At 45.6% G+C, this 25550-nt stretch carries 26 protein-coding genes and 2 tRNA genes; 7 read left to right on the top strand and 21 right to left on the bottom strand.

Annotated features, from left to right (window positions below; all coding sequences use genetic code 11):
• The 5 genes from R7F07_RS22210 to mutY all read right to left on the bottom strand — a co-directional run bounded on the left by R7F07_RS22210 (nt 1) and on the right by mutY (nt 2900).
• A tRNA-Thr gene (locus R7F07_RS22210) sits at nt 1–72 on the bottom strand.
• Between the two features lie 66 nt (nt 73–138).
• Nucleotides 139–214, bottom strand: a tRNA-Phe gene (locus R7F07_RS22205).
• 100 nt (nt 215–314) lie between these two features.
• Nucleotides 315–1454, bottom strand: coding sequence for a membrane-bound lytic murein transglycosylase MltC (mltC, locus tag R7F07_RS22200; RefSeq protein WP_005381001.1), 1140 nt, complete (start codon nt 1452–1454; stop codon nt 315–317).
• A 77-nt stretch (nt 1455–1531) separates the two neighbouring features.
• Nucleotides 1532–1804: an oxidative damage protection protein gene (locus R7F07_RS22195; RefSeq protein WP_005381002.1), complete on the bottom strand. Its 273-nt coding sequence runs from the start codon at nt 1802–1804 to the stop codon at nt 1532–1534.
• A gap of 19 nt (nt 1805–1823) precedes the next feature.
• Nucleotides 1824–2900 carry an A/G-specific adenine glycosylase gene (gene mutY / locus R7F07_RS22190; protein ID WP_017635575.1) on the bottom strand — a complete coding sequence of 359 codons (1077 nt, stop codon included), beginning with the start codon at nt 2898–2900 and terminating at the stop codon, nt 1824–1826.
• Nucleotides 2901–3103: 203 nt separating this feature from the next.
• Here mutY and trmB point away from each other — a divergent pair, with 203 nt between their 5' ends.
• The 3 genes from trmB (at nt 3104) to glsB (ending at nt 5888) form a co-directional block, all read left to right on the top strand.
• Nucleotides 3104–3823, top strand: a complete 720-nt coding sequence (gene trmB, locus R7F07_RS22185) for a tRNA (guanosine(46)-N7)-methyltransferase TrmB (protein WP_171343178.1) — start codon at nt 3104–3106, stop codon at nt 3821–3823.
• Between the two features lie 17 nt (nt 3824–3840).
• Nucleotides 3841–4869, top strand: a complete 1029-nt coding sequence (locus tag R7F07_RS22180) for a TRM11 family SAM-dependent methyltransferase (protein ID WP_005384509.1) — start codon at nt 3841–3843, stop codon at nt 4867–4869.
• A 98-nt stretch (nt 4870–4967) separates the two neighbouring features.
• The gene (glsB, locus tag R7F07_RS22175) at nt 4968–5888 is read left to right on the top strand and encodes a glutaminase B (protein ID WP_005381007.1); all 921 of its coding nucleotides are present in this window, start codon (nt 4968–4970) and stop codon (nt 5886–5888) included.
• A gap of 89 nt (nt 5889–5977) precedes the next feature.
• Here the strand turns inward: glsB and hemW are convergent, their stop codons facing one another.
• The 7 genes from hemW to R7F07_RS22140 all read right to left on the bottom strand — a co-directional run bounded on the left by hemW (nt 5978) and on the right by R7F07_RS22140 (nt 11036).
• Complete coding sequence (hemW, locus tag R7F07_RS22170; RefSeq protein ID WP_017821891.1) at nt 5978–7156, bottom strand: radical SAM family heme chaperone HemW; 1179 nt, start codon at nt 7154–7156, stop codon at nt 5978–5980.
• A gap of 18 nt (nt 7157–7174) precedes the next feature.
• A complete protein-coding gene (locus R7F07_RS22165) occupies nt 7175–7777 on the bottom strand; it encodes an XTP/dITP diphosphatase (RefSeq protein WP_005381009.1) in 603 nt (200 codons plus the stop codon).
• Nucleotides 7778–7895: 118 nt separating this feature from the next.
• Nucleotides 7896–8327, bottom strand: coding sequence for a DUF4426 domain-containing protein (locus tag R7F07_RS22160; protein ID WP_005381010.1), 432 nt, complete (start codon nt 8325–8327; stop codon nt 7896–7898).
• Nucleotides 8328–8456: 129 nt separating this feature from the next.
• Nucleotides 8457–8747 carry a DUF167 family protein YggU gene (gene yggU / locus R7F07_RS22155; protein ID WP_005393980.1) on the bottom strand — a complete coding sequence of 97 codons (291 nt, stop codon included), beginning with the start codon at nt 8745–8747 and terminating at the stop codon, nt 8457–8459.
• On the bottom strand, nt 8747–9304 hold the full coding sequence (locus R7F07_RS22150; RefSeq protein WP_005381012.1) for a YggT family protein: 558 nt from the start codon (nt 9302–9304) through the stop codon (nt 8747–8749). Before R7F07_RS22150 ends, yggU begins: the two co-directional genes overlap by 1 nt.
• Before the next feature lie 52 nt (nt 9305–9356).
• The gene (gene proC / locus R7F07_RS22145) at nt 9357–10175 is read right to left on the bottom strand and encodes a pyrroline-5-carboxylate reductase (RefSeq protein WP_005381013.1); all 819 of its coding nucleotides are present in this window, start codon (nt 10173–10175) and stop codon (nt 9357–9359) included.
• Between the two features lie 159 nt (nt 10176–10334).
• On the bottom strand, nt 10335–11036 hold the full coding sequence (locus R7F07_RS22140; RefSeq protein ID WP_005384521.1) for a YggS family pyridoxal phosphate-dependent enzyme: 702 nt from the start codon (nt 11034–11036) through the stop codon (nt 10335–10337).
• Nucleotides 11037–11064: 28 nt separating this feature from the next.
• Between R7F07_RS22140 and R7F07_RS22135 the strand changes: the two genes are divergently transcribed.
• Both R7F07_RS22135 and R7F07_RS22130 read left to right on the top strand, forming a co-directional pair.
• Nucleotides 11065–12105 carry a type IV pilus twitching motility protein PilT gene (locus R7F07_RS22135; protein WP_005381015.1) on the top strand — a complete coding sequence of 347 codons (1041 nt, stop codon included), beginning with the start codon at nt 11065–11067 and terminating at the stop codon, nt 12103–12105.
• 30 nt (nt 12106–12135) lie between these two features.
• Entirely contained in the window at nt 12136–13242 is a 1107-nt protein-coding gene (locus tag R7F07_RS22130; RefSeq protein WP_005381016.1) for a PilT/PilU family type 4a pilus ATPase, read from the top strand.
• 61 nt (nt 13243–13303) lie between these two features.
• Here the strand turns inward: R7F07_RS22130 and ruvX are convergent, their stop codons facing one another.
• The 8 genes from ruvX to metK all read right to left on the bottom strand — a co-directional run bounded on the left by ruvX (nt 13304) and on the right by metK (nt 20032).
• Nucleotides 13304–13729, bottom strand: a complete 426-nt coding sequence (ruvX, locus tag R7F07_RS22125) for a Holliday junction resolvase RuvX (RefSeq protein WP_005381017.1) — start codon at nt 13727–13729, stop codon at nt 13304–13306.
• 35 nt (nt 13730–13764) lie between these two features.
• Nucleotides 13765–14328 carry a YqgE/AlgH family protein gene (locus R7F07_RS22120; RefSeq protein WP_005381020.1) on the bottom strand — a complete coding sequence of 188 codons (564 nt, stop codon included), beginning with the start codon at nt 14326–14328 and terminating at the stop codon, nt 13765–13767.
• A gap of 128 nt (nt 14329–14456) precedes the next feature.
• Complete coding sequence (gshB, locus tag R7F07_RS22115) at nt 14457–15407, bottom strand: glutathione synthase (RefSeq protein ID WP_005381021.1); 951 nt, start codon at nt 15405–15407, stop codon at nt 14457–14459.
• Nucleotides 15408–15420: 13 nt separating this feature from the next.
• Entirely contained in the window at nt 15421–16152 is a 732-nt protein-coding gene (rsmE, locus tag R7F07_RS22110) for a 16S rRNA (uracil(1498)-N(3))-methyltransferase (RefSeq protein ID WP_017821890.1), read from the bottom strand.
• Between the two features lie 113 nt (nt 16153–16265).
• Entirely contained in the window at nt 16266–16961 is a 696-nt protein-coding gene (gene endA / locus R7F07_RS22105) for a deoxyribonuclease I (RefSeq protein ID WP_017821889.1), read from the bottom strand.
• A gap of 150 nt (nt 16962–17111) precedes the next feature.
• The gene (locus R7F07_RS22100) at nt 17112–17609 is read right to left on the bottom strand and encodes a SprT family zinc-dependent metalloprotease (protein ID WP_064368774.1); all 498 of its coding nucleotides are present in this window, start codon (nt 17607–17609) and stop codon (nt 17112–17114) included.
• Between the two features lie 68 nt (nt 17610–17677).
• Nucleotides 17678–18475, bottom strand: coding sequence for a DUF2189 domain-containing protein (locus tag R7F07_RS22095; protein WP_005381026.1), 798 nt, complete (start codon nt 18473–18475; stop codon nt 17678–17680).
• 402 nt (nt 18476–18877) lie between these two features.
• Complete coding sequence (gene metK / locus R7F07_RS22090) at nt 18878–20032, bottom strand: methionine adenosyltransferase (RefSeq protein WP_005384541.1); 1155 nt, start codon at nt 20030–20032, stop codon at nt 18878–18880.
• Between the two features lie 315 nt (nt 20033–20347).
• On the opposite strand from metK, the gene tkt reads away from it, so the two are divergent.
• Complete coding sequence (gene tkt / locus R7F07_RS22085; protein ID WP_033907453.1) at nt 20348–22342, top strand: transketolase; 1995 nt, start codon at nt 20348–20350, stop codon at nt 22340–22342.
• 91 nt (nt 22343–22433) lie between these two features.
• On the opposite strand, the gene R7F07_RS22080 is transcribed toward tkt, so the two are convergent.
• Nucleotides 22434–23327, bottom strand: a complete 894-nt coding sequence (locus R7F07_RS22080) for a LysR family transcriptional regulator (protein ID WP_017633561.1) — start codon at nt 23325–23327, stop codon at nt 22434–22436.
• A gap of 140 nt (nt 23328–23467) precedes the next feature.
• On the opposite strand from R7F07_RS22080, the gene R7F07_RS22075 reads away from it, so the two are divergent.
• Complete coding sequence (locus R7F07_RS22075; RefSeq protein ID WP_053306783.1) at nt 23468–25426, top strand: ligand-gated channel protein; 1959 nt, start codon at nt 23468–23470, stop codon at nt 25424–25426.
• Nucleotides 25427–25550 lie beyond the last annotated feature (124 nt).

The raw sequence follows: 25550 nt of genomic DNA, 5'->3' as shown, positions 1-25550 counted from the left end.
GCCGACTACCGGAATCGAACTGGTGACCTACTGATTACAAGTCAGTTGCTCTACCTACTGAGCTAAGTCGGCACACTTTATTCTTTGTGCTTTTGTCCGTGTTATAACATTTCGTTAAGACACCAACAAATCAAATTGTGGTGCCCGGAGGCGGAATCGAACCACCGACACGAGGATTTTCAATCCTCTGCTCTACCGACTGAGCTATCCGGGCAACGGAGCGCTATTAAACGGATTTTCCCGCGTTGCGTCAACCACTTTTTTTAAATAATTTCAAAAAAGTGGTTGTTCGAACGCTTTTTATTCAACTGTCACTACAAAGTTTGCTTCGAGTTAAATTCCTTTTTGAAATTTGTAACTTTTTCTAGGTAGCGACGCGCTTCTGCGTTCGGGTGTTTCTTGGTTAACGCCCAATAAACTTGGTTGGGTTGCAATGAATTAAGATCTTGCATTGCGCGTTTGCGATCACTGCGATGAAATGTGTTTAAAACTCCTCCAGTACCGCCATTGTAAGCTGAAATCATGCTGTACTCGAGAGAGGTAGGGTGGCGGACTTCTCTTAAATAACGATTTTTTAAGATATAGAAATACGCAGTACCGGTATCTATGTTGTTTTCTGGATTAAACAAATATTCAGGGCTTGGTTGGCCCGAGCGCTTTTTCACGAGTTTGAACACATCTCGTCCCGCTGTTTTAGGTACAACTTGCATTAGGCCATACGCATTTGCCCAACTTACCGCGTATGGGTTGAAACTGCTCTCGGTTTTAATAATGGCGTATATCAAGTCTTCTGGAATGTCGTATTTCTTGGAAGCTCGACGCACGATATCGGCGTATTGGTAGCTGCGAGTTGAAAAGTGGTCTTCAACCATGGGAATTTCGACGTAATACGCTTTCTTGAAATCTACATTTTTGGTTTTTATTTTATTTGCGATGAGGTATTCCGCAAATCGGTTTGCCCGCCAAGACCATTGAATTGGCTTATTGTCTTGGTCGACAACTTGTTTATACAGGAATGGTTGCCCCTCTAACGTGATACCTTTAGAGGAGAATAAGTCGACGTGCGCGGGATCGTCTGGTGTTAATAAGGTGGTGACAATCGCGTCTTTTAGGTGTTTTTGGGGCTCGGTCGGTGATACGGTCTCTATCGTGATCACGCCTTTGCGAAAGTCGACCTCGGCGCGGCTAAGGTAGTTATCGATGTACTTAACGTAATTACTCTTGCCAGCGTACTTGATTTCTTTTTTACCCCAGCGCTTTTGAATATTGCCTGAAAAGCTATTGATTAAGGCATCTAGCGCCGCAGTATCTTTTTCAAATTGTCCTGGTAGCTCAGCTAAGTTATTGGCAAAACGGTTTGTTGGCTCGTAGTTGACGTCATAAATCTTTTCGACGAATTCACGGCTACAGCCTGCCATTAAAAGTGCGGCAGCAATAAAGACAATTTTTTTCATAAGTATCAGAGTTATTGAAGGTAATAGAAAAATGACACCACAAATGGTTGTGATGTCATTGTTTAACTCAAGCGACTTTATTCGCTCGGCGGTGTGTAACCTTCGATATGAACGTCTTTTCCTTCAAAGAGGAAATTTACCATTTCTGTTTCGATCAGTTTGCGGTGTTCTGGATCCATCATGTTGAGTTTCTTCTCGTTGATCAACATGGTTTGTTTGTGTTGCCACTGAGCCCACGCTTCTTTCGAGATGTTGTCGAAAATGCGTTTACCTAGTTCACCAGGGTAAAGTTGAAAGTCTAGACCTTCGCCTTCTTTCTTTAGTCGAGCACAAAATACAGTGCGGCTCATAATGACTCCTTGTATTCAATTAACGAAGTTCGTGGGGTAGCGTTTCCAGCAATAGTTTTACTGGCGCGGCTAAACCGACTTCTTCAGGTTTAGATAAGTTATACCAAAGACCTTTGTTGCCTTCCATTATCACGTCCGGTTGCTTTGATAAATCAATCAAAATTGGCGTGATATCTAGGTGGTAATGGCTGAATGTATGACGAAAGGTAATCAGTGTTTGCTTCTGTTTGATATTGCTGGCTTGAATGCCGCGTTGATCCAGTAGCAATTCAATGTCGCTTTCTGCATCCACATGTTCGGTTTGTGGGAAGCAGAATAAACCACCCCAAATGCCTGTTTGTGGTCTTTGCTCCAACCACACCTCATGACCATTTTCGGTGTTGTGGTGAAGCATCACGAAACGAGTTTGCTTTATTGGTTTATCTTTCTTCGGTTTTTTGCCCGGGTAGTCGAGCACATTACCTTGTTGTTTTGCCACACACAGATCAGCAACAGGGCAGAGGCTACATTTGGGTTTGCTGCGAGTGCAGACCATTGCGCCCATGTCCATCATTGCCTGGTTATACTTATCTACATCCGTTTGTGGGGTATGCGTTTCGGCAATTTCCCACAGCTGGTTTTCAACCTTTTTTTGTCCTGGCCATCCTGCAACTGCGAAACAGCGGGATAGGGTGCGCTTCACGTTACCATCAAGAATCGCGTGTGGTTGTTTATACACAGACGATAAAATGGCGGCAGCGGTAGAGCGACCAATCCCCGGTAGGGCGTTCATTTTCTCTATATCAAGAGGAAACTCACCATTGTATGTAGAGGCGACCTCTTGTGCTGCTTTGTGAAGGTTACGGGCTCGGGCGTAATACCCTAAGCCAGTCCAAAGGTGTAGGACTTCATCTTGCTCAGCATTGGCAAGATCGATCACGGTTGGAAAGCGCTCCAAGAAACGTTGGTAATACGGAATAACCGTAGTGACCTGAGTTTGCTGAAGCATAATTTCAGACAACCAGACACTGTATGCGGTCTTATTTTGTTGCCACGGAAGATCTTTTCTTCCATATGCGTCATACCATTCTAGGATGGCACTGGCGAAAGGTGTCACGACTTGCTCTGTATTCTATTATTGGTTAGGTGCAAAATTGCACCACATAATGGACAAGAAGTACAACGGATAAACAGTAGGGATATAAAGAGGTGTGTCGTTGCTTTTGGGTTGCCATAGACCAAGAGCTCAACAAATACTTGCACCTAAGTAAATTCTTTGGATAATCCCCGCTTTGATTAATCAATGTGCAGGCAAAATCAATGAGTGAAGTAACCACTAACGAATACAACGAAGACGGAAAGCTGATCCGCAAAATCCGCAGCTTTGTACGCCGTGAAGGGCGTTTGACTAAAGGTCAAGAGAGCGCGATGAATGAATGCTGGCCTACGATGGGTATTGACTTCAAAACTGAACTTCTCGATTGGAAAGAGGTGTTTGGCAACGATAACCCAGTAGTGCTTGAGATCGGTTTTGGTATGGGTGCTTCATTGGTTGAAATGGCAAAGAACGCGCCAGAGAAAAACTTCATCGGTATCGAAGTTCATAGCCCAGGCGTTGGTGCTTGTCTTGCCGATGCTCGCGAAGCGGGAATTACTAACCTGCGTGTAATGTGTCACGATGCGGTAGAAGTATTCGAACACATGATCCCAAATGGCAGCTTATCGACACTGCAATTGTTCTTCCCAGACCCTTGGCATAAGAAGCGTCACCACAAGCGTCGTATTGTTCAATTAGGCTTTGCGGAAATGGTGCGTGAGAAGCTTATCCCTAATGAAGGTATTTTCCACATGGCGACCGACTGGGAAAACTACGCAGAGCACATGATTGAAGTGATGAACCAAGCGCCAGGTTTCGAAAACATTGCTAAAGATAGTGATTTCGTTCCTCGTCCAGACGATCGCCCGCTAACGAAGTTTGAAGCTCGTGGTCACCGTCTTGGTCACGGTGTTTGGGATATCAAATATAAGCGTATTGCGTAACCAGAGGAGTTCATGGGATGTACCATTACGCGATATTAGCGAATCCGGGTCATAACCGAATTTACTTTGATAGCGCAATGACCATTGCCTGTTCTGAACTAAAAGCAATTTTAGCTTCACAAGGCGTGGATGTGACAGAAATTGGTAGTAAAGACGTTGGCTTACCTGCTGCGTTGGTGTTTTCTTGTCAGGAAGCGCTAACCGATGAGCAGGCGCGAAGAATCGCAGCCTCTTCGATTTACTATGCGCTATTTGAAGTGCGCGAAGATGGTTTACTTCGACCAGTTCAAGCGCCCGTATTTAACACTTTCCCGGAAAGCATGAGCCAGATTTTGCGCTACACCGGGAAAACAAATGAGCAGTTTACCCGTTTGATGGTGAATATCGGCATTAGTGCGTCCAATACGGGAAGTGAACAACTGACCTTAATGGATCCAATGTGTGGTAAAGGTACAACCTTATTTGAAGGCTTGATCCACGGTTTGAACGTGGTAGGGGTTGAGATCAACGCCAAGTGGGTGCAAGAGATCCAGACCTTTATTGTTAAGTTCATGAAGAATGGCCGCTTTAAGCACAAAGTGAGCAAAGAAAAGCGCACTGCGGGTGGCAAGAAAGTGGCGGATGGTTTCGTGGTTGAAGCTGCAGCAAATAAAGAAGATTACAACCAAGGCAATCTTCAGTTTATGAAGCTGTATTCGGCTGATACTCGTATCGCTGATCAAGTCGTGAAAAAGAACTCAGTTGATGTGATGGTGTCTGATCTGCCTTATGGCGTGCAGCACGGCAGCAAAAATGCCAAGGACAGCAAACTGAACCGCAGCCCACTAGAGCTTTTAAAAGAGGCTCTGCCTGCATGGAAAGTGGTATTGAAAAAGCAAGGTTCAGTGGTGTTGTCTTTCAATGAATTCACATTGAAATGGAAAGATGTCGCGGCATTATTTGAAGAGCAAGGTTGGAAGGTACTTTCAGAAGAGCCTTACATCGGTTATCTTCACCGTGTTGATCAATCTATCAACCGCAATATTATTGTGGCAGTAAAACCATAATCGACTTGAGTCGAACGAACCCTATGGAAAAGCCAACGACACGTTGGCTTTTTTTACCTCTGAGCTCAACGAGTTCTCTTGTAAATAGAAGGTAGAGAATGAAACCGACAGTGGAAATTTTGACAGATATTTTGGCGGAAGTACGCCCTTTAATCGGCCAAGGTAAAGTGGCTGATTATATTCCTGCTCTGGCAAAAGTACCCAGCAACAAGTTAGGTATTGCGGTATACACCAACGAAGGTGAGGTTATTAAGGCGGGTGATGCCGATGAACCTTTCTCTATCCAATCTATTTCAAAAGCATTGAGCTTGACGTTAGCGATGTGCTTGTACAAGCAAGAAGAAATTTGGTCTCGAGTGGGAAAAGAGCCTTCGGGGCAGGCATTTAATTCGCTAATCCAGCTAGAAATGGAGCAAGGTATTCCTCGTAATCCATTTATAAATGCTGGAGCGATAGTAGTGGCGGATTTGTTACAAACTCGCTTATCTGCGCCTCGTCAGCGCCTGTTGGAGTTTGTGCGTCAGCTTTCTGGTGATACCCATATTGTGTATGACAAAGTCGTTGCGGCATCCGAAATGATGCATGGTGATCGTAATGCGGCGATTGCATATCTCATGCGTTCGTTTGGCAACTTCGAAAATGAAGTGATTCCAGTACTACAAAACTACTTCCACGCTTGTGCGCTGAAGATGAGTTGCGTCGATTTGGCTAAAACGTTTAGCTATTTAGCAAACAAGGGCACATCGGTACAAACGGGTAAGCCTGTAGTTTCTCCTGTGCAAACCAAACAACTTAATGCACTGTTAGCAACGTGTGGCTTGTATGATGGCGCGGGCGAGTTTGCTTATCGCGTTGGAATGCCTGGTAAGTCTGGTGTTGGTGGTGGCATTATCGCGGTAGTACCTGGTGAAATGACCATTTCAGTATGGTCTCCAGAGCTTGATCCTTCAGGTAACTCGCTTGCGGGTACTAAGGCGCTTGAGCTGCTCTCAGAGCGAATTGGCCGTTCAATTTTCTAATGTGGAAATGTGTCAACCTTATTTAGGACGGCACAGTTTCTAAATAAAAAGCCTCTCAATTGAGAGGCTTTTTTTGTTTTGGGGTTGCGTTAGTCTTCGCTTTCTTCGGCCATAAAGGCTTCGAGCAAATCATTAAGGAAGAGCTTCCCTTTTTCAGTAATTTGCCAGTGGGTAGGCGTTTCATTCAGGTAGCCCATTTCTATCGCCCAGTCGATGGTTTCTTGAATCGTACTGAGCGGTAAGCTCGTGGTGTCCACATAATCTTGCTTCGGACAGGCTTCGATTAAGCGGAATCGGTTCATAAAGAACTCGAATGGACGATCTTCATCCGCGACGACATGTTCTGTATGCAGATAAGGTTTGACCATATTTTGATAAGCCGCTAAATAGCCTCGCGGGTGTTTTACCTTTGTCGTTCGAATAATACGTCCGTCGGTAAAACTGAGTTTGCCATGAGAGCCACAACCGATACCAAGGTAATCACCAAAGCGCCAGTAGTTGAGGTTGTGCTGACACTGATAGCCCGGCTTGCTGTAACCGGAGATTTCATATTGCACATAACCCGCGGCTGCAAGTTTTTGGTGTCCGAGCTCGAAAATATCCCACAAGTCATCATCGTCAGGTAGCGTTGGTGGCTTGTAGTAGAACATGGTGTTTGGTTCGATGGTCAGCTGATACCAAGACAAGTGCGGCGGTGCCAACTCAATCGCTTTGTCCAAATCTGCCAAGGCTTGTTCGATGCTTTGATCAGGTAAGCCGTGCATGAGATCGAGGTTAAAACTGTTCAAACCGATTTGGTGCGCCAGCTTAGCAGCATTGACGGCTTCGTCTTGGCCGTGAATGCGCCCCAAACGCTCAAGCTTTTGTTGCTCAAAGCTTTGCACGCCGATAGAGATACGCGTTACACCAGCTTTGCGGTAGCCAACAAAACGCTCTGTTTCGATGGTGCCTGGATTCGCTTCCATGGTGATTTCGATTTCAGGCTTGAACGGAATACGCGCTTCAATGCCCTTAAGTAGACGCTCGATGCCTTCTGCCGAAATCAAACTCGGCGTACCACCACCAATGAAGATTGAATGCAGTGGACGTGGCGCTTCGTTAAGTCGGTATTTCTCAATGTCGGTATCCAAATCTTCTAAAAGGGCACTGATGTACTCTTCTTCTGGAATCTCGGTTTTGAGCGCGTGAGAGTTAAAGTCGCAATACGGGCACTTTTGCACACACCACGGGATGTGTACATACAAGCTGAGTGCTGGGGGCGTTAACATGGTCTAATTCGCTCGTGATTACTGAGACACTTGCTCAGACAGTTGAGCAAACAACGACTTGAGCGCTTTACCGCGGTGAGACAGTTGTTTTTTACGTGCAGGTTCAAGTTCGGCTGACGCACAGTTGTCTTCAGGAACAAAGAAGATTGGGTCGTAGCCAAAACCATTTTCACCGTGAGCTTCAGTTAGAATGCGACCTTCCCATTTACCGTGGCAGACGATAGGCGTTGGGTCGTTCTCGTGACGCATGAGGACTAATACACAGTGGAAACGTGCTGTACGCTCTGCTTCTGGTACGCCTTCCATTGCCGCTAGCAATTTTTCTAAATTCTCTTGATCAGATGCGCTCTCGCCTGCGTAACGTGCAGAGTAAATGCCCGGAGCGCCTTTTAAGAAATCGACTTCTAATCCAGAGTCGTCTGCAATGGCAGGAAGCCCTGTTTCTTGTGCGGCATGGCGAGCTTTAATGATTGCGTTTTCAATGAAAGTTGTACCCGTTTCAGCTACTTCCGATACATTGAATTCACTTTGCGCTAATACTTCAAAGCCGAAGTCAGACAATAAATCTGCCATTTCACGAACTTTGCCTTGGTTACCAGTTGCTAGCACAATTTTTTTCATGGGAATCTCTTTTAATAGTGATAGAGGAGAACAAATCGTTCTCCTCTAGATATTCTTTAACTAATAAGTGGTTTTTAGCCTGCTTAGATCCAAAAACTTTTGGAACATCACAACCCAATTACTCTTCAACATAAAACTTCTGGGTGAATTTAAGCTTACCTGAGCCTTTGTTTCCAGCTTTTACGTCAATATCGAAAGTAAAAGTTTCTTCGTGGGTAATTGGCAGTTCGGCTAAATAGTATATCGCATTGCCTTCTTTGACTTCACGAAAGGTCAAGGTCTGAGTTTGGCCGATAAGGTTCTTCGCGCGTCCAGCAATTTTTGCTTCTAATGCTGGCTTACCCAATGAAGCTCTATCTAACACGCTAATATTAACCACAGCGAGGTATCCATTACGTTTGATATCGTAGCTACGTGCGACTTTGGGTGTTAGGAATGTTGAGTTAAACGCGACATAGTGTACTTCGATATCTTTCATATTTTTAAACTGATCGGCGAAGCTTGGTAACGACAACAGGCTAATCAGTAATGCGGTAATCCATTTGCTCATTGTTACTTCCTCAAAGCACTTGTTATAAAACAACCATAGCTGCAATTTTACCTTGGTCAGGGGGGTAAAAAATGCGTACTCAGTCGTTGGTATTAGTAAGTGTGGTTCAAAATCGTAAATAAAAAGCCATCATAAGATGGCTTTAATTTCTGTCGGTATCTGGGTAGGCGATTCTATCCGAATTTGTTTGTGCCGTCCTAATTCACCTTTTTCTATGTGAACCAAGCCCTTAGCGATTTTAAACTGCTTGGCTAAGAACTTAGTTAGGTGTGCATTAGCTTTGCCATCGACAGGTGGAGCAGTAATGGCGATTTTTAGCTCTTCACCATGCAAGCCAACGATTTTATCGCGGCTAGCTTTAGGTTGAATATAGAGCTTCAGGATGATGTCCTCACCATCTTGCCAAACTGCAGCTGACATTATAGCTGGAACCAAATTGGACCAATGATATCGCCCATTAAGAAGTTCGCGAACTGCAAGCCGATAAATAACACCAGTACGCTTAAATCAAGACCACCAATAGCCGGAAGAATACGACGGATTGGAGCGCACATTGGCTCGGTCAGTTGATGGAATACGTACTCGATAGGGCTGCGGCCTTGGCTTACCCAGCTCAAAATTGCACGGATCAATAGTACCCAGAACAATAGGCCACCTGCGGCTTTGATTAATGATAATAAGCCCAAGAATAAGAAGTCAGCGCTGAAAGAGACGGAACCGTTCGAAGCTATTAGGATAAGCACGACAAATTTAAGCACACACAACACGTAGGCAAACAACACGGTTGCTAGGTCAATATTCCCCACGGAAGGGATAACGCGGCGCAATGGACCAATGACCGGCTGAGTCGCTTTTACTATGAATTGCGAGAATGGGTTGTAGAAGTCTGCGCGCGCAGCTTGCAACCAAATTCGCAAAATTACGACCATGATGTACAGGTCAAATAGGGTTGAGATGAGAAAACTCATTGAATTCATAAGGTACCCTTAACAAGTGATGGATGATACTAAACGGAGTTCATCCAAATAATTAAAACAGTTTTTCCATTTCTTCCGCGCGAGCCACAGCAGCTTGCATGGCTTTAGCGACAATATCTGAAAGTTGATGTTCGTTGAATGTACGCAGTGCTTCTGCCGTTGTCCCACCTTTCGATGTTACGTTCTCACGCAGGGTTGATAGCTCAGTTTCTGGGTTGCTAACCACCATACTGGCCGCGCCCAGTGCAGCTTGCTGAACCAATAGTCGAGCGGTCTCTTTATCAAAGCCTTGCGCAATCGCTTCTGCTTGCATCGCTTCCATAAACAGGAAGAAGTATGCTGGAGCACTGCCCGCTGCGGCAATCACATTATTGATGCCAGACTCTTGCTCAACCCAGCATACTTTACCGACCGCTTCCATTAACTCTGCGGCAAAAGCTTTGTCGTGCTCGGTTACATGAGTTGGTGCGAATAACCCACTCATACCCAACCCAAGTTGTGATGGCGTATTTGGCATAACACGAACCAAGTTCAATTTGGTGGCTAGCATATCATCCAATCGTGAACAGTTGATGCCTGCGGCAATAGAAATCACCAGTTTATTAGTGAAATCGATCGATTGCAGTGGTTTACAGACATCAGCCATCATTTGCGGTTTTACAGACAATACCACCACATCCGCCTCGGTCGCAGCTTGGATGTTATCGCTGGTGGTACGGATGCCAAAATCTTGTTCTAGCAGAAGGCGGCGAGCCTCTGAAGGAGCCGTCGCGGTAATGTTTTGCGCTGGGTATCCGTTAGCAACCAAGCCGGAAACAATGGCTCTCACCATGTTGCCAGCACCAATGAAGGCGATTTTTTTATGTTCCATTTGTCTGATTTCCATCATGATATTTAGAATTTGTTGTGCGCTCAGGTGTATAATGGCGCCGCTGTTACTTACTGCTCCTATTGGCGAGTAAGATGATTGCGCATTTACGCTCTAACGATTGACGACATAACTTATGTCGCGAGTGAGCGTTTTGTTGATTTAGCTGTAGTCTCGTGCGCCGAAAATAGCGGTTCCAATACGAACCATTGTACTACCAGCTTCGATTGCAGCGGTCATATCACCACTCATTCCCATTGATAATGTATCGATTTCTGGGAACTGTGCTTCGAGTGTTTGCTTCAACGTAGCCAACTTCTGAAATTCACGGAGTTGTGATTCGTAGTCAGACACGTTGGCAGGAATCGACATCAACCCTCTTAAAGTGAGGTTGGGTAGGCGAGAAATCAACTCCGCCAGCTCGAATACTTCCGCTTCAGTGACACCAGACTTAGATGCCTCACCACTGGTGTTAACCTGAATCAGAACTTGTAGCGGTTTAAGTTCGCTTGGCCGCTGATCATTCAGGCGTTGAGCAATCTTGGTTCGATCGATGGTGTGAACCCAATCGAAATGTTCAGCAACAAGTCGCGATTTATTCGATTGAATCGGGCCAATGAAGTGCCATTCGATTCGATTATCTGGATAATGCTCGGCAAAGTGCTGAACTTTACTGACGCCCTCTTGAACGTAGTTTTCACCAAAGGCGGTTTGTCCCGCTTGGTAGGCTTCGAGAATTGCCTCGACAGGTTTAGTTTTGCTTACCGCTAGAAGTTGCACTGACTCTGGAGTTCGACCACATTTTTGCTCGTCATATCGAATTTGAGAGGTGATATGTTCAATATTTTGTTGAATACTACTCATAGCTGTACTTTAGACTTAAGGATTTTAAATGGATATCACTGAGTTACTGGATTTTAGTGTAAAACATAATGCCTCGGATCTACATCTTTCTGCAGGTGTCCCACCAATGGTTCGTATTGATGGGGATGTGAGAAAACTAGGTATTCCAGCGTTTACACACCAAGAAGTGCATCGTTTGGTTTTCGAAATCATGAACGATGCCCAACGCAGTGAGTTCGAAGAAAAACTCGAAGTCGATTTCTCTTTTGAGTTGCATAACGTTGGCCGTTTCCGTGTCAACGCCTTCAACCAATCCCGCGGTTGTGCGGCAGTATTCCGTACCATTCCAAGTAGCATTCCAACTCTGGAAGAGCTAGAAGCGCCAGAGATCTTCAAAAAAATTGCGAATGCTGAAAAAGGCTTAGTTCTGGTCACTGGCCCAACAGGTTCAGGTAAATCGACGACCTTAGCAGCCATTGTTGACTACATTAACCGTAATCACAACAAGCACGTACTCACAATTGAAGATCCGATTGAATTTGTTCACAACAACAATAAATGTTTGATCAACCAGCGTGAAGTTCACCGTGACACCCATAGTTTCCAAAATGCTTTGCGTAGTGCATTGCGCGAAGACCCAGACGTTATTCTGGTTGGTGAGATGCGTGATAAAGAAACCATCAGCCTTGCCTTAACGGCGGCAGAAACGGGTCACTTAGTTTTCGGGACGTTGCACACCAGCTCGGCGGCAAAAACCATTGACCGTATTATCGATGTGTTTCCTGGTAGTGATAAAGATATGGTCCGCTCGATGCTATCTGAGTCCCTTCGTTCGGTTATCGCGCAAAAGCTTCTGAAGCGTAATGGTGGTGGCCGTATTGCATGCCATGAAATTATGATGGCAACGCCTGCGATTCGTAACTTGATCCGCGAAGACAAAGTCGCGCAGATGTATTCGATCATTCAAACAGGTGCGGCTCACGGCATGCAAACCATGGAGCAAAATGCTCGTCAGTTAATGGCGCAAGGCATGGTTGCCCGTGAAGAGGTCGATAGTAAGATCGGATTAGAAGTGCAGCAATTCTCGTAACGTTCATACAGATAATGGTGAATACGGAAGATGGATCTAGATAAATTTCTCGAAGGCATGCTGGCGCTGAAAGCGTCGGATCTTTACATCACGGTTGGAGCGCCAATTCTATTTCGTGTGGATGGCGAATTGCGTCCGCAAGGGGAAAAACTCACCGAGAGTGATGTGGCTGCATTACTCGATAGCGCTATGGAACCAGATCGGCGTCAGGAATTTCGTAAAAGTCGCGAGTCGAATTTTGCCATTGTGAGAGATTGTGGTCGCTTCCGTGTGAGTGCCTTTTTTCAACGCGAGTTACCAGGCGCAGTGATTCGTCGTATTGAAACCAATATTCCTACTTTTGAGCAGTTAAAGTTACCGTTAGTGTTGCAAGATTTGGCGATAGCTAAGCGTGGTTTGGTGCTGGTGGTCGGTGCTACTGGATCGGGTAAATCGACCACCATGGCGGCGATGACAGGCTATCGAAACAGCAATAAAACCGGGCACATTTTGACGGTCGAAGATCCGATCGAATTCGTGCATGAACACAAGCGCTGTATCGTGACTCAACGCGAAGTTGGGTTAGATACGGAAAGCTATGAAGTTGCGCTTAAAAACTCGCTGCGCCAAGCACCAGATATGATTTTGATTGGTGAGATCCGTAGCCGTGAAACAATGGAATACGCGATGACCTTCGCCGAAACGGGTCACCTGTGTATGGCAACGTTGCACGCCAACAATGCAAACCAAGCTTTAGAGCGCATTCTTCACTTGGTACCGAAAGATCAAAAAGAACAATTCTTGTTCGATTTGTCGATGAACCTAAAAGGCGTGGTTGGTCAGCAGCTGATCCGAGATAAAAATGGGCAGGGACGTCATGGTGTATTTGAGATCTTGCTAAATAGCCCACGTGTGTCGGATTTGATTCGTCGCGGAGATTTACATGAGTTGAAGTCAACCATGGCTCGCTCAAATGAGTTTGGTATGCTGACGTTCGATCAATCTCTTTATAAGTTAGTGATGCAAGGTAAGATCAGCGAAGAGGATGCACTACATAGTGCCGACTCGGCAAATGATCTGCGCTTGATGTTGAAAACGCAGCGTGGTGAAGCATTCTCTACGGGCAGTTTGGCAAACGTTAAGATCGATATGGATTAATCCAATCCAGAAACAAAAAAGGTTGGCAGAAGCCAACCTTTTTTCATTGTGCTTGAAGTGTTTACTCACCCCAAAGGGCTTCAAACCAGCTTTCTAGAATCACCACCGCTGACTGGCAGTCAACATTACCTTTCGATAGGGCTTTGTAGCCGCCCATGCTGAACAACTCCGCACGAGCTTCTGCAGTAGATAAACGCTCATCATGCAGTTCAACTGGCAATCCGTATCGGCCTTGCAGACGCTTAGCAAATTTTCGTGCACGAGGGGTTATGGTCTCAAGGTCTTTACCATGCAGATCGGTCGGTAAACCGACCACTAGCAAATCTGGTTGCCACTCTTTGATTTGCTTTTCGATATCGTCCCAGTTTGGAATACCGTCATTGGCTTTAAAGGCTTTTAATGGGGAAGCTGTACCAGTAATTTCTTGGCCAATAGCGCTACCAATGCTTTTGGTTCCAAAGTCAAAAGCCATAATTGTGCGTGACATAAGGTGTCTCTATCTAATGTAACTGTATATTTGGACTAAGCATGTCCAGAGTCTGCTGAAAGGTGACTTGGGTCGATGCCCAGCTTTTCGACCGCTTTCTTCCAACGCTCGTTGATTGGTGTATTAAAGATAATTTCAGGCGTTGCTTCAATGGTGAGCCAAGAGTTTTCGACCAGCTCACTTTCTAATTGGCCTGCACTCCAACCGGAGTAGCCAAGTGCCACTAAGTAATCACTTGGTTCTGCTTCTGTTCCTAACACCGACAGAATATCACGCGAAGTGGTTACCGCGAGGTCATCGGTCATTTGGACGCTGGACTCGTAGTAATCTTTGGGTTTATGCAAAATAAAACCACGATCTTCCGAGATTGGGCCGCCATTGTAGACTGGTCTATCTAGACTGGCTTCAAATAGGCGCGGGTGTACTGGCTGAACTTCCACCTGCTTGAGCATGTTGCCGACGGTGATATCAACAGGAGCATTGATCATCAGCCCCATAGCGCCGTCTTCGTTGTGCTCACAAACGTAGATCACGCTGTTTTGAAAGTACGGATCTTTCATCCCAGGCATGGCAACCAAAAAGTGATTTGTGAGATTCATACTCATACTGACCCTTAACTCTCGTAAATGCCCTTAAGCAAACATCATACAATTTACCATCTAGGTATGTGCATGAGTTTGCTTAAGTTAATGTACTACGCTCTCTATTAACTGTAATACAGTTTGAGTTATTCGCCTTTTACTCGACGTTCAATCGCATCCATCAGCTTGCCTGTGATTGAGATATCAAAAGCTGCTTCAATTTCGCGAATACAGGTTGGACTGGTGACGTTGATCTCTGTTAGCTTGTCGCCAATTACGTCAAGGCCAACAAAGATAAGGCCTTTTTCTTTCAGTGTCGGAGCAACGGTTTGCGCAATTTTGAGGTCGGTTTCGCTTAGCGGACGAGCTTCACCAGTACCACCAGCGGCTAGGTTGCCGCGCGTTTCGCCTTTAGCAGGAATGCGTGCTAGACAGTAAGGCATAGGTTCGCCATCTACCACTAGGATACGTTTGTCACCGTTGCTGATGTCTGGCACGAAGGTTTGTGCCATTGCGTAGTTTTGACCGTGGTTAGTCAATGTCTCGATGATCACAGAGACGTTTGGATCGTTTTCTTTCACACGGAAGATGGACGCGCCACCCATACCATCAAGCGGTTTCAGGATGACATCACCATGTTTTTCACGAAATTCTTTAATTTTCTCTGCTTTTCGCGTCACGATAGTTGTAGGTGTCAGCTCTGGGAACCATGCTGTAAACAGCTTTTCGTTACAATCACGTAAGCTTTGAGGCTTGTTAACGATCAGTGCACCTTGTTCTTCTGCACGCTCAAGGATGTAAGTCGCGTAGATGTATTCAGTATCAAACGGAGGATCTTTACGCATTAGCACCGCGTCTAGCTCAGACAGTTCGATAGTTTGCTCTGATTTGAACTCGTACCAACCGTTTGGATCTTCTTTTAGTTCCACCACTTTAGTATCTGCAATGGCAACGCCTTGATCGAGATGCAGATCATTCATTTCCATGTAGTGGATTTCATAGCCGCGTCGTTGCGCTTCAAGCATCATGGCAAAGCTAGAGTCTTTTTTGATGTTAATGGACGAGATTGGGTCCATTACGATACCGAGTTTGATCATTATTTTTCTCCGTTTAACCAAGATCGCCGAAACGAACTTGTAAGGCTGTAATTGCTGTCAGAGCCGCTGTTTCGGTACGCAGAACGCGAGGGCCGAGTAGCGTTTCTTCAAATTGGTATTCTCGAGTCATCTCGATCTCTTCAGACGATAAACCGCCTTCAGGACCGATCAGTAGGCGCACTTTTTCAACCGGGGTTGGCAAAGTGTTGATTGAGTATTTAGCACGAGGGTGAAGGTTAAGCTTTAAACCATCGTACTCTTCTTTACACCACTCTTCCAAGCTCATAATTGGACGAATTTCGGGCACGACATTACGCCCACATTGTTCACAGGCACTGATGGCGATTTTCTGCCATTGCGCGAGTTTTTTCTCAAAACGCTTTTGGTCAAGCTTGACACCACAACGTTCAGAAATCAGAGGAGTGATGGTATTGACGCCAAGTTCAACAGACTTTTGGATGGTGAACTCCATCTTATCGCCACGTGAAATGACTTGGCCAAGGTGCAGATCTAAAGGGGATTCAATACTGCTTTCTACACGCTCGGTGATGTTAACCAAAACTGATTTCTTGCTGACTTCACTGATAACCGCTGGAAACTCTGCGCCACTGCCGTCAAAAAGGAGAACGTCTTGGCCTTCTTTCATGCGCAAAACACGACCGATATGGCCTGCTGCGTCGTCACTTAAAGCAAGTGAGCCAAGTTGATGAATGGTTTCTGGATGATAAATTCGAGGGGTACGCATGAGATTTCCAGCAAGAGAATAAACTTAAACCCTAACATGGATGCTTTGCACCGAAAAAACAAGGGGCAAGAAGCGTTTCAATATCAGTAATTGAAACGCTTCGAGGTCGGAGGTTACAGTGCGCGGCAGGCTTCTTGAACAAATGGGTTGTGATTGCCCTGTACTTTTGCAATGCGCTCGTCACGCTCACATTCCCATTTATCGACAGGATAGGTTTTGTTCCAAGCACTCATTAATTGCGTTTGCTGCTTCGACAGTTTGAAACCGTACTCTTTGCTCATGTATAGATAGGTACGAGCAATTGAGCCACGCGCACGGTCTGGTGGCATGACTTTACGCTGCTTAAAGTTCACTTGCATCTCACAGCGACCATAACTCACGCCATCCATACCGTTCCATTGGCTGAAGTTGTAGTTCGAACGGTCACCGTTTACTTCACCAATAGCAGGAGTTAGGTTGTGCAAGTCTGCTTCCATCAAACGAAAAGTTTTGTCTTTTTTCTTACAGTTTTTACGTCCGCCATCTTGCCAGCATTGACGCTGGTGGCCAAATTGCCACGCAGGAACAATGTGCTCCCATTCGATTCGTGCAGCCCGTTTTTCTTGTTTACGGACTTGGTAACCGCAAGAGGCTAAATCGGGTAAGCCTTTCTTGCCTTGCCATTGAATGTTACAGCCACAGTAGAAGCTTGTTGGATGGTCTTGATAAATTTTGACCGCCTCACGTTTGGCTGCAGAGAATGAGCTCGGTGGCGCGGCAATCGCAGTGCTAGAAAGCGCGATAAGCAACAGAGAGAGTAAGTATTTCATGATAAAAGTCTTTATAAAGTATGACTTTATTCATGATAACACGCATAAAATAGCTTTAGTGATGAGTAAGTTAACAATAAGTGGCGAAGGGAAGGTTTTGATCAACTCGATCTTTATTTTGGGAACGCAAGTAACACTATGAGGTAAGGGCTACGATAATTGAATGCCGGTGAAGTTAAGTGGTTGGCGGCATTTTTGACAAGAGTACGTCGCCTCTTTGCGCAGCACTTTATTATGACGGCGAATCGATAGAGGGTAGGTCATACAACCACAACGATACTCAAAGGTTTTACCTTGAACGGATTTTACTTCAAAGCTGTGAGTGGTTTTGGCTGGTACGTTAAATACGGCTTCCATGACGCTTTTCCATTCTTTACCGTGAGGCCTAACTCGCCCGTAAACCTGATAAGTAATCAGGTGTGCTACTTCATGAGGAATGACTTCATCTAAGAATGCTTGGGTGTTTTCGCGAAATAAAACAGGGTTTAGGCGTACTTGATTTAATTGAAGGTAGGCTTTTCCTGCCGCTTTCCCACGGACGTCGAAGGTGATTGTTGGAATCGGGAAAGAACGTTTGAAAGCTTGTTCCGCCATCGCGATACAGCCCGCCATCACTTGCTTGGCTTTATAGCTGAGTTCTATATCCACAATTCACCTCGATAAATCAAATAAAAAAGCCCCCGCATTTGCGAGGGCCAGATCATAGCATCAGTTAATTATGGTGTGTGTTTTTTCTTGATGGTGGCATGGTAAGCGTGCCATGTACCGTAGCCTAGAATTGGCATGGTAAACAACATTCCGATCCCGTAGGTCGCAAAGCCGATAAGAATACCGCCGCAGATGATCGCTGCCCAAACAATCATTGCTGGAATGTTGGATTTCACGGCATTAAAGCTGGTAAATACAGCGGTCATCATGTCTACGCGACGCTCCATCATGAGCGGAATAGAAAAGGCTGAAATGCTAAACACCACACAAGCCAAAACAAAGCCAACTAAAGAGCCGATGACAAGGAAGGGTAGGAACTCACTTAAAGGTGCCCCTTGAACAGAAGGGTAGAGTGCATGAAGTAGAGCGGCAATGCGCATCCAAAATATCATACACACTGCGAGTAACACGGCGAACGCCCATTGAGATGTTGAGTTACGACCGATCGCTTTCATTGAATGGAACAAGCTTGCTTTGTGTCCGCGCTCTCTCTCCCAACTGGCATCATACAAGCCCAGCGCGAGAAACGGACCAATTAACATGTAAACAATCAAACTGGGCATGACGACTAAGTGTGTGCCTTGCCACTGTACGAGCAAAACAATGCCTATCGCAGCTGCCATAAAACAGATGCCATAGAAAGCACTAATAAGTGGCATTCGCACGAAATCATGCAGACCTAATGCGAGCCAATGAAAAGGTGCAGAAAGATTGACCGTATTGCACGGTATGGTTCTGGCGTATTCGTTGTCTGGCACTTCCTTTCGCTTGTTGTGGAAGTCCGATGGATTAACAGTTCGAGGCATAACTCCTCCTTGATTTATTCCCACATTATCCGCTTATACCAACTGACAGCGGTTTTTGTTCAGTCAAACTTGAAGCGACTTTTTCAAGTTTACATCTAAGCATTGGCTTAGTTTGGTATCGGCCATAAAGATGCTTAACTCATGTCTTTACTTAAGTGTTGCTTCCACAGTCGCCAGCATCCGACGTCTCTATTTAAATTGGAATTAACAATATTTTAACTATTGGCGGAGATGGGATAATTTACAAATAATTGCTTAAAATTTATTCGGTATAAAAATGAGGGAGAAACAGGACTGCTTTGTGGGGCAGGGCGGTATGAGCCGAAATGACTAGATAAAAGTTGCTGAAAATAAAAAGCCCCCACCATAGGCGAGGGCTTGATTGATTCTTGCTTAGCTTGATTATTTGATGCCAGCGAAATCGCGTAGAAGTGCAGCTTTGTCTGTCGCTTCCCACGGGAATTCTTCACGACCGAAGTGACCGTATGCCGCTGTCTTCTTGTAGATAGGTTGAAGAAGGTTAAGCATTTCTTGTAGACCGTATGGACGTAGGTCGAAGAATTGACGAACCGCTTCAATGATGATGTCGTGAGGTACTTTCTCAGTACCGAACGTTTCCACCATGATAGACGTTGGATCAGCAACACCGATTGCGTAAGAAAGTTGGATCTCACAACGGTCAGCCATGCCTGCCGCTACGATGTTTTTCGCTACGTAGCGTGCTGCGTATGCTGCACTACGGTCAACTTTTGATGGATCTTTACCAGAAAACGCACCGCCACCGTGACGAGCTGCGCCGCCGTAGGTATCTACGATGATCTTACGACCAGTTAGGCCACAGTCACCCATAGGACCACCGATTACGAAGCGACCGGTTGGGTTAATGAAGAAGTTTGTTTCTTTGTTGATCCACTCAGAAGGTAGTACTGGCTTAATGATCTCTTCCATTACCGCTTCACGCAGGTCTGAAGTTGAGATTGAGTCACAGTGTTGAGTTGAAAGAACAACCGCGTCGATACCAACGATGTTACCTTGATCGTATTGGAATGTTACCTGAGATTTTGCATCAGGACGCAACCAAGGTAGTGTGCCGTTTTTACGAACTTCTGCTTGCTTTTGAACAAGACGGTGAGAGTAAGTAATTGGCGCTGGCATTAGTACTTCAGTTTCGTTACAAGCGTAACCAAACATGATGCCTTGGTCGCCTGCACCTTGTTCTTTAGGGTCAGCTTTATCAACACCTTGGTTGATATCTGGCGACTGTTTACCGATTGTGTTTAGTACCGCACAAGAATCTGCGTCAAAGCCCATATCTGAATGTACGTAGCCGATTTCACGAACGGTTTCACGAGTTAACTCTTCGATGTCTACCCATGCTGAAGTCGTGATTTCACCACCCACCATTACCATACCGGTTTTAACGTAAGTCTCACATGCAACACGAGCCTTTGGATCTTGCTCTAGAATCGCGTCAAGAACCGCATCAGAAATCTGGTCTGCAATTTTATCTGGATGACCTTCTGATACTGACTCAGAAGTAAACAGGTGCTTAGCCATGTTAGCTCCACTATATCTGGTTTAAAACTGGGGAATGATAAACTCTCCAGCGCAAATTAATACTAATTTTTGTAGGTGTATCTACATCTAGACGTCTATTCTAAATTTGATTGCTCGAATTACAAGCTCTTTTTTGGTTTTTGTTATAACCAAACGTTTGCCTGATTTATTGATAATTTTAAGAACTTCGAACGATTTGGCGCGAAAGGTGCAATATTTGTGAGGTTTTGGACTGGAAAACGTTTGCACACCCAACAGGGCTTTGAGAGAATTATGACCTACTTTTCGTTTCGCTTAATGTACTCAGGAGCAGACATGTCGTCTCGTAAACATCTTGCCAATGCAATTCGTGCTCTAAGCATGGATGGTGTTCAACAAGCTAACTCAGGCCACCCAGGCGCACCAATGGGTATGGCTGATATCGCTGAAGTTCTTTGGCGCTCTCACCTAAACCATAACCCTTCAAACCCAGAGTGGGCCGACCGCGATCGCTTTGTGCTGTCAAACGGTCATGGGTCAATGCTTATTTACTCTCTACTGCACTTAAGCGGTTACGAGCTATCTATTGACGATCTGAAAAACTTCCGTCAATTGCACTCAAAAACCCCAGGTCACCCAGAGTACGGCTACGCGCCTGGTATCGAGACAACAACGGGTCCTCTAGGTCAAGGCATCACTAACGCTGTTGGTATGGCGATCGCAGAGAAAGCACTAGCGGCACAGTTCAACAAAGAAGGTCACGATATCGTTGACCACTTTACGTATGTGTTCATGGGTGACGGCTGTCTAATGGAAGGCATCTCGCATGAAGCATGCTCTCTTGCTGGGACGTTAGGTCTAGGCAAACTGATCGCGTTTTGGGATGACAACGGCATTTCTATCGACGGTCACGTTGAAGGCTGGTTCTCTGACGATACACCTAAGCGTTTTGAAGCGTACGGCTGGCATGTAATCCCAGCAGTCGATGGTCACGACTCAGACGCGATCAACGCAGCAATTGAAGCAGCAAAAGCGGACCCACGTCCTACGCTTATCTGTACCAAAACAATTATCGGTTTCGGTTCTCCTAACAAGTCTGGTTCGCACGACTGTCACGGTGCACCACTAGGTCACGATGAGATCCAAGCGGCTCGTGAATACCTAGGTTGGGAGTACGGCCCATTTGAGATCCCGGCAGATGTTTACGCTGAGTGGGATGCAAAAGAAGCGGGCGCCGCGAAAGAAGCAGCTTGGAATGAAAAATTCGAGGCATACGCTGCAGCTTACCCTGCTGAAGCGGCAGAGCTTAAACGACGTCTAAACGGCGAACTTCCTGCACAGTGGGAAGAAAAAGCGAACCAAATCATTGCCGATCTTCAAGCAAACCCAGCGAACATTGCATCACGTAAAGCATCGCAAAATGCACTAGAAGCGTTTGGTCAAATGCTTCCTGAGTTTATGGGTGGTTCTGCTGACCTAGCGCCTTCTAACCTGACCATGTGGTCTGGTTCTAAGTCTCTAGAAACGGAGGACTTCTCTGGCAACTACATCCACTACGGTGTACGCGAATTCGGTATGACTGCTATCATCAACGGTATCGCATTGCACGGTGGTTTCGTTCCTTACGGCGCAACATTCCTAATGTTCATGGAATACGCTCGTAACGCAATGCGTATGGCTGCGCTGATGAAAATTCAGAACATCCAAGTTTACACGCATGATTCGATCGGTCTTGGCGAAGATGGTCCAACTCACCAACCTGTTGAGCAAATGGCGTCTCTACGTGTAACTCCAAACATGAGCACATGGCGCCCATGTGACCAAGTTGAGTCTGCAGTTGCATGGAAACTAGCGATTGAACGTAAAGATGCACCAACTGCACTTATCTTCTCTCGTCAAAACCTAGCGCAACAAGAGCGTACTGCTGAACAAGTCGCAGACATCGCGAAAGGTGCTTACATCCTGAAAGATAGCGAAGGTAAGCCTGAGCTAATCCTTATCGCAACAGGTTCTGAGGTTGAGCTTGCAGTGAAAGCCGCTGAGCAACTAACTTCAGAAGGCAAGAAAGTACGCGTTGTTTCAATGCCATCAACAGATACATTCGACAAACAAGACGCCGCTTACCGTGAAGCTGTACTGCCATCAGACGTAACGGCACGTATCGCTATTGAAGCGGGCATTGCTGATTTCTGGTACAAGTACGTTGGCTTTGACGGTCGCATCATTGGTATGACAACATTCGGTGAATCTGCACCTGCTGGTCAGCTATTCGAGATGTTTGGCTTCACGACTGAAAACGTAGTGAACACAGCAAAAGAATTGCTAGCGTAATTGCAGGACCATCTAAACAGTCGAACGTAAACGACAACTGTTAGATGCTAAAGTTAGAAAGGCCATCATTATGATGGCCTTTTTATTTTTGTCAGGTTTTCCAACCTTGTGGAATGCTTTGGTGAATGCAGTCTAAAAGTACGGATAAGCGCAGTGGTGGTCGTCCTGCTGGTGTATAGCAGTTAATGGAAATAGGCTCAGAAAGCCAACCTTCTAAGCATGGTGTGATTCGCCCTGGGTGATGTTTCTCATAGCCGCATGCTGTCCAAGTCGGCAGCAGTCCAATACCATGACCATTCGCGATACTGTCTATTTGCATTGCTATGTTGTCGCTGTATAAGCGACTAACAAAGGGTTCTAAAAAGAACTCACCGTGTTGAGGGTGTGCTAGCATCAATCCATTTTCTTGCACTGAACCAAAATCGATCCATGGATGTGCTTCAAGTTCTTTGGGGTGCGGTATAGGCCCATGTTGTTTTAGATAATTTGGAGAGGCAAAAGGCGTATAGCGAAATACCCCCAGCACTTCTTTTCGCCAGTCTAGCTCTTTACGTTCACCGAGCCAGATGAACAAATCTGGGTCATGGTGCGCTTCAGAAAAGTCACTGGTAAGTTGAACCCTAACGTCAGGATTATCAGCAAGAAAACGATTGAGTACGCCGCCGAGCCAGCTTCTAACTAAGGCGGTGTGACAAACAATATGCAGTGGCCCTGAAACTTGGTTCGTTAAACCTTGGAGTGCATCATAACTCTCTTCACTTAACTCAAGAATCTGGCGGCTGTAGTGGGCAAAGATTTCTCCAGCTCTTGTCAGAACTAATCGATTACCTTGTCTGGCGGTTAGAGCCTGACCGAAGTCTTCTTCTAATTGTGCCAAGCGACGACTTAGCGTTGATTTTGGCTGATTAAGGGCTTTAGCAGCGGCTGTCAAACTTTTATGCTGATTGAGCGCATCAAAGGCTCTAATTGATGCTAAGTCGTGCATATTTCTTTTACTCCTTACTGCGTTATGTACGAGTTCCATAAATGGAAAGAACCGTTCCATAACTCTCACTATGCATCTCATTCTATTTGTGAATAATTCACTTTCGAAAATAATAATCATTATCAATTATGGAGATGTAGATGTCTACTCTTAGACTGCCAGTTATTACCGCAACTGGTATTTTAGCCTTCGTCAGTGTCCCTCATGTTTTTGCCAATGATGCAGTTTCTAAAATGGAAACAGTGGTTGTAACTGCATCAAGTTATGAGCAATCTCAAGCGGACGCGCCTGCAAGTATTAGTGTGATTTCACGTGAGGAATTGGACTCCCGTTATTACCGCGATGTGACTGATGCACTAAAAAGTGTGCCAGGTGTTGTCGTGACAGGTGGTGGTGATACCACCGACATTAGTATCCGTGGTATGGGTTCTAAATACACTTTGATACTGGTCGATGGTAAACGTCAAAGTACGCGTGAAACTCGTCCAAATAGTGACGGCCCTGGTATCGAACAAGGTTGGTTACCTCCTCTTCAAGCGATTGAGCGAATCGAAGTTATTCGTGGCCCAATGTCGACGCTTTACGGTTCTGATGCGATTGGTGGTGTGATTAACGTCATCACACGAAAAGATGCGCTAGAGTGGACGGGTAATGTTCAACTGGGCACGGTACTACAAGAGAATAGTCGCTCAGGGGGAGAGCAGAGCGCGAACTTTTTCGTTAATGGTCCGTTGGCTGAAAATTTATCTCTCCAAGTATATGGTCAGTACACAACCAGAGAAGAAGATGACATCGAATACGGTTATGAAGATAAAGATATGCAGAGTATCTCTTCAAAACTGACTTACCAGATTAATGATCGCCACTCGGTGCAATTAGAGGGCGGCACGTCGGCACAAAGTCGTCGTGGTAATGTGGGCCTTTCAGTGCCGACCACAGGGTGTCGTGGTGGGTGTGAAGATTCACTGAATGAATATCGTCGTAATTACGTAACGGTAAGCCACAACGGTGATTGGGATTCGGTGGGAATTTCAGATACTTACTTACAGCGAGAAGAGAGCGAGAACAAATCTCGTGAGATGACGATCACCAACACCACGTTCAAATCGAGCTTGGTGACTGGTATTGGAAACCATACGTTGACGACGGGTGTGGACGCTACTCATGCAGAGCTTGAGGATTTCACCTCCAACAAAGCGTCATCGAAGACTGAAACATCGAATACGCAGTGGGCTGTTTTCATTGAAGATGAATGGAGAATTGCTGATCCGTTTAGCGTTACGCTTGGCGGCCGTCTAGATCATGACGAAAACTATGGCGCGCATTTTAGTCCGCGTGTTTACGGTGTATGGCGAGTTGATCCGTCTTGGACGGTGAAAGGCGGTGTGGCAACAGGTTTCCGTTCTCCACAATTACGTGAAATTACTCCTGGCTGGGCGCAAGTCAGTGGTGGCGGTAATATCTACGGTAACCCAGATCTTGACCCTGAAACGTCGCTAAACAAAGAAATCAGCGTCTTGTATCAAGGTGATTCTGGCTTAGATGTCTCTTTGACAGCGTTCCATAACGAATTCAAAGACAAGATCACACGTGTTGTTTGTCCAGACACTATCTGTACTGATGGTCCAAACCAATGGGGCGCAGATCCAACGTACCGTATTAACGTGGATGAAGCCGTCACACAAGGTATTGAAGCGACCTTAGCATCGCCGTTAACGGAAACCATTTACCTTAGCTCGAGCTACACATTTACCGACTCAGAGCAAAAAACAGGTGAATACAAAGGCATGCCGCTGCAGCAGTTACCAAAGCATCTGTTTAATGTGGATGTGACTTGGCAAACGACAACAGATCTAGAGAGCTGGGCGAAAGTCACGTACCGAGGTAAAGAAATGGATCCGGTTACTGGCCCATCAAGAAACAGTATTGTAGAACCAGCTTATACCTTTGTGGACGCCGGTGTGACATACCAGTTAACCGACAATACTCGTATTAAAGGCGCTATCTATAACTTGCTGGACGAGGAAATCAGTTACGAAGAATATGGATATATTGAAGATGGTCGTCGCTACTGGTTAGGTTTAGACGTCGCATTTTAATTATCTATCGTTGTAATAAGGTCGAGCATAGTCTCGACCTTTTTTAATCCTGCTTTACTTTGATTCAACAGGTGCGTTTGTCAGCCTGATCAGGTAGTATCTGTGACACGAAATTTTTGGTAGG

Origin of the sequence: Vibrio sp. YT-16, assembly GCF_033337405.1 — a bacterium.
GTDB classification, from domain to species: Bacteria; Pseudomonadota; Gammaproteobacteria; order Enterobacterales; family Vibrionaceae; genus Vibrio; species Vibrio alginolyticus.
This window is presented reverse-complemented; position numbering and strand designations above follow the sequence as displayed.

Excerpts from the sequence above, each read along its gene's own strand:
- rsmE (WP_017821890.1), bottom strand. The coding sequence starts at position 16,152 with ATGCGTACCCCTCGAATTTATCATCCAGAAACCATTCATCAACTTGGC.
- R7F07_RS22075 (WP_053306783.1), top strand. The coding sequence starts at position 23,468 with ATGTCTACTCTTAGACTGCCAGTTATTACCGCAACTGGTATTTTAGCC.
- proC (WP_005381013.1), bottom strand. The coding sequence starts at position 10,175 with ATGGAACATAAAAAAATCGCCTTCATTGGTGCTGGCAACATGGTGAGA.
- R7F07_RS22180 (WP_005384509.1), top strand. The coding sequence starts at position 3,841 with ATGTACCATTACGCGATATTAGCGAATCCGGGTCATAACCGAATTTAC.
- endA (WP_017821889.1), bottom strand. The coding sequence starts at position 16,961 with ATGAAATACTTACTCTCTCTGTTGCTTATCGCGCTTTCTAGCACTGCG.
- metK (WP_005384541.1), bottom strand. The coding sequence starts at position 20,032 with ATGGCTAAGCACCTGTTTACTTCTGAGTCAGTATCAGAAGGTCATCCA.
- tkt (WP_033907453.1), top strand. The coding sequence starts at position 20,348 with ATGTCGTCTCGTAAACATCTTGCCAATGCAATTCGTGCTCTAAGCATG.
- R7F07_RS22195 (WP_005381002.1), bottom strand. The coding sequence starts at position 1,804 with ATGAGCCGCACTGTATTTTGTGCTCGACTAAAGAAAGAAGGCGAAGGT.
- R7F07_RS22095 (WP_005381026.1), bottom strand. The coding sequence starts at position 18,475 with ATGCCTCGAACTGTTAATCCATCGGACTTCCACAACAAGCGAAAGGAA.
- R7F07_RS22120 (WP_005381020.1), bottom strand. The coding sequence starts at position 14,328 with ATGAATCTCACAAATCACTTTTTGGTTGCCATGCCTGGGATGAAAGAT.
- R7F07_RS22165 (WP_005381009.1), bottom strand. The coding sequence starts at position 7,777 with ATGAAAAAAATTGTGCTAGCAACTGGTAACCAAGGCAAAGTTCGTGAA.
- R7F07_RS22130 (WP_005381016.1), top strand. The coding sequence starts at position 12,136 with ATGGATCTAGATAAATTTCTCGAAGGCATGCTGGCGCTGAAAGCGTCG.
- R7F07_RS22160 (WP_005381010.1), bottom strand. The coding sequence starts at position 8,327 with ATGAGCAAATGGATTACCGCATTACTGATTAGCCTGTTGTCGTTACCA.
- gshB (WP_005381021.1), bottom strand. The coding sequence starts at position 15,407 with ATGATCAAACTCGGTATCGTAATGGACCCAATCTCGTCCATTAACATC.
- trmB (WP_171343178.1), top strand. The coding sequence starts at position 3,104 with ATGAGTGAAGTAACCACTAACGAATACAACGAAGACGGAAAGCTGATC.
- mltC (WP_005381001.1), bottom strand. The coding sequence starts at position 1,454 with ATGAAAAAAATTGTCTTTATTGCTGCCGCACTTTTAATGGCAGGCTGT.
- glsB (WP_005381007.1), top strand. The coding sequence starts at position 4,968 with ATGAAACCGACAGTGGAAATTTTGACAGATATTTTGGCGGAAGTACGC.
- R7F07_RS22080 (WP_017633561.1), bottom strand. The coding sequence starts at position 23,327 with ATGCACGACTTAGCATCAATTAGAGCCTTTGATGCGCTCAATCAGCAT.
- R7F07_RS22140 (WP_005384521.1), bottom strand. The coding sequence starts at position 11,036 with ATGAGTAGTATTCAACAAAATATTGAACATATCACCTCTCAAATTCGA.
- ruvX (WP_005381017.1), bottom strand. The coding sequence starts at position 13,729 with ATGTCACGCACAATTATGGCTTTTGACTTTGGAACCAAAAGCATTGGT.
- yggU (WP_005393980.1), bottom strand. The coding sequence starts at position 8,747 with ATGTCAGCTGCAGTTTGGCAAGATGGTGAGGACATCATCCTGAAGCTC.
- R7F07_RS22150 (WP_005381012.1), bottom strand. The coding sequence starts at position 9,304 with ATGAATTCAATGAGTTTTCTCATCTCAACCCTATTTGACCTGTACATC.
- R7F07_RS22135 (WP_005381015.1), top strand. The coding sequence starts at position 11,065 with ATGGATATCACTGAGTTACTGGATTTTAGTGTAAAACATAATGCCTCG.
- hemW (WP_017821891.1), bottom strand. The coding sequence starts at position 7,156 with ATGTTAACGCCCCCAGCACTCAGCTTGTATGTACACATCCCGTGGTGT.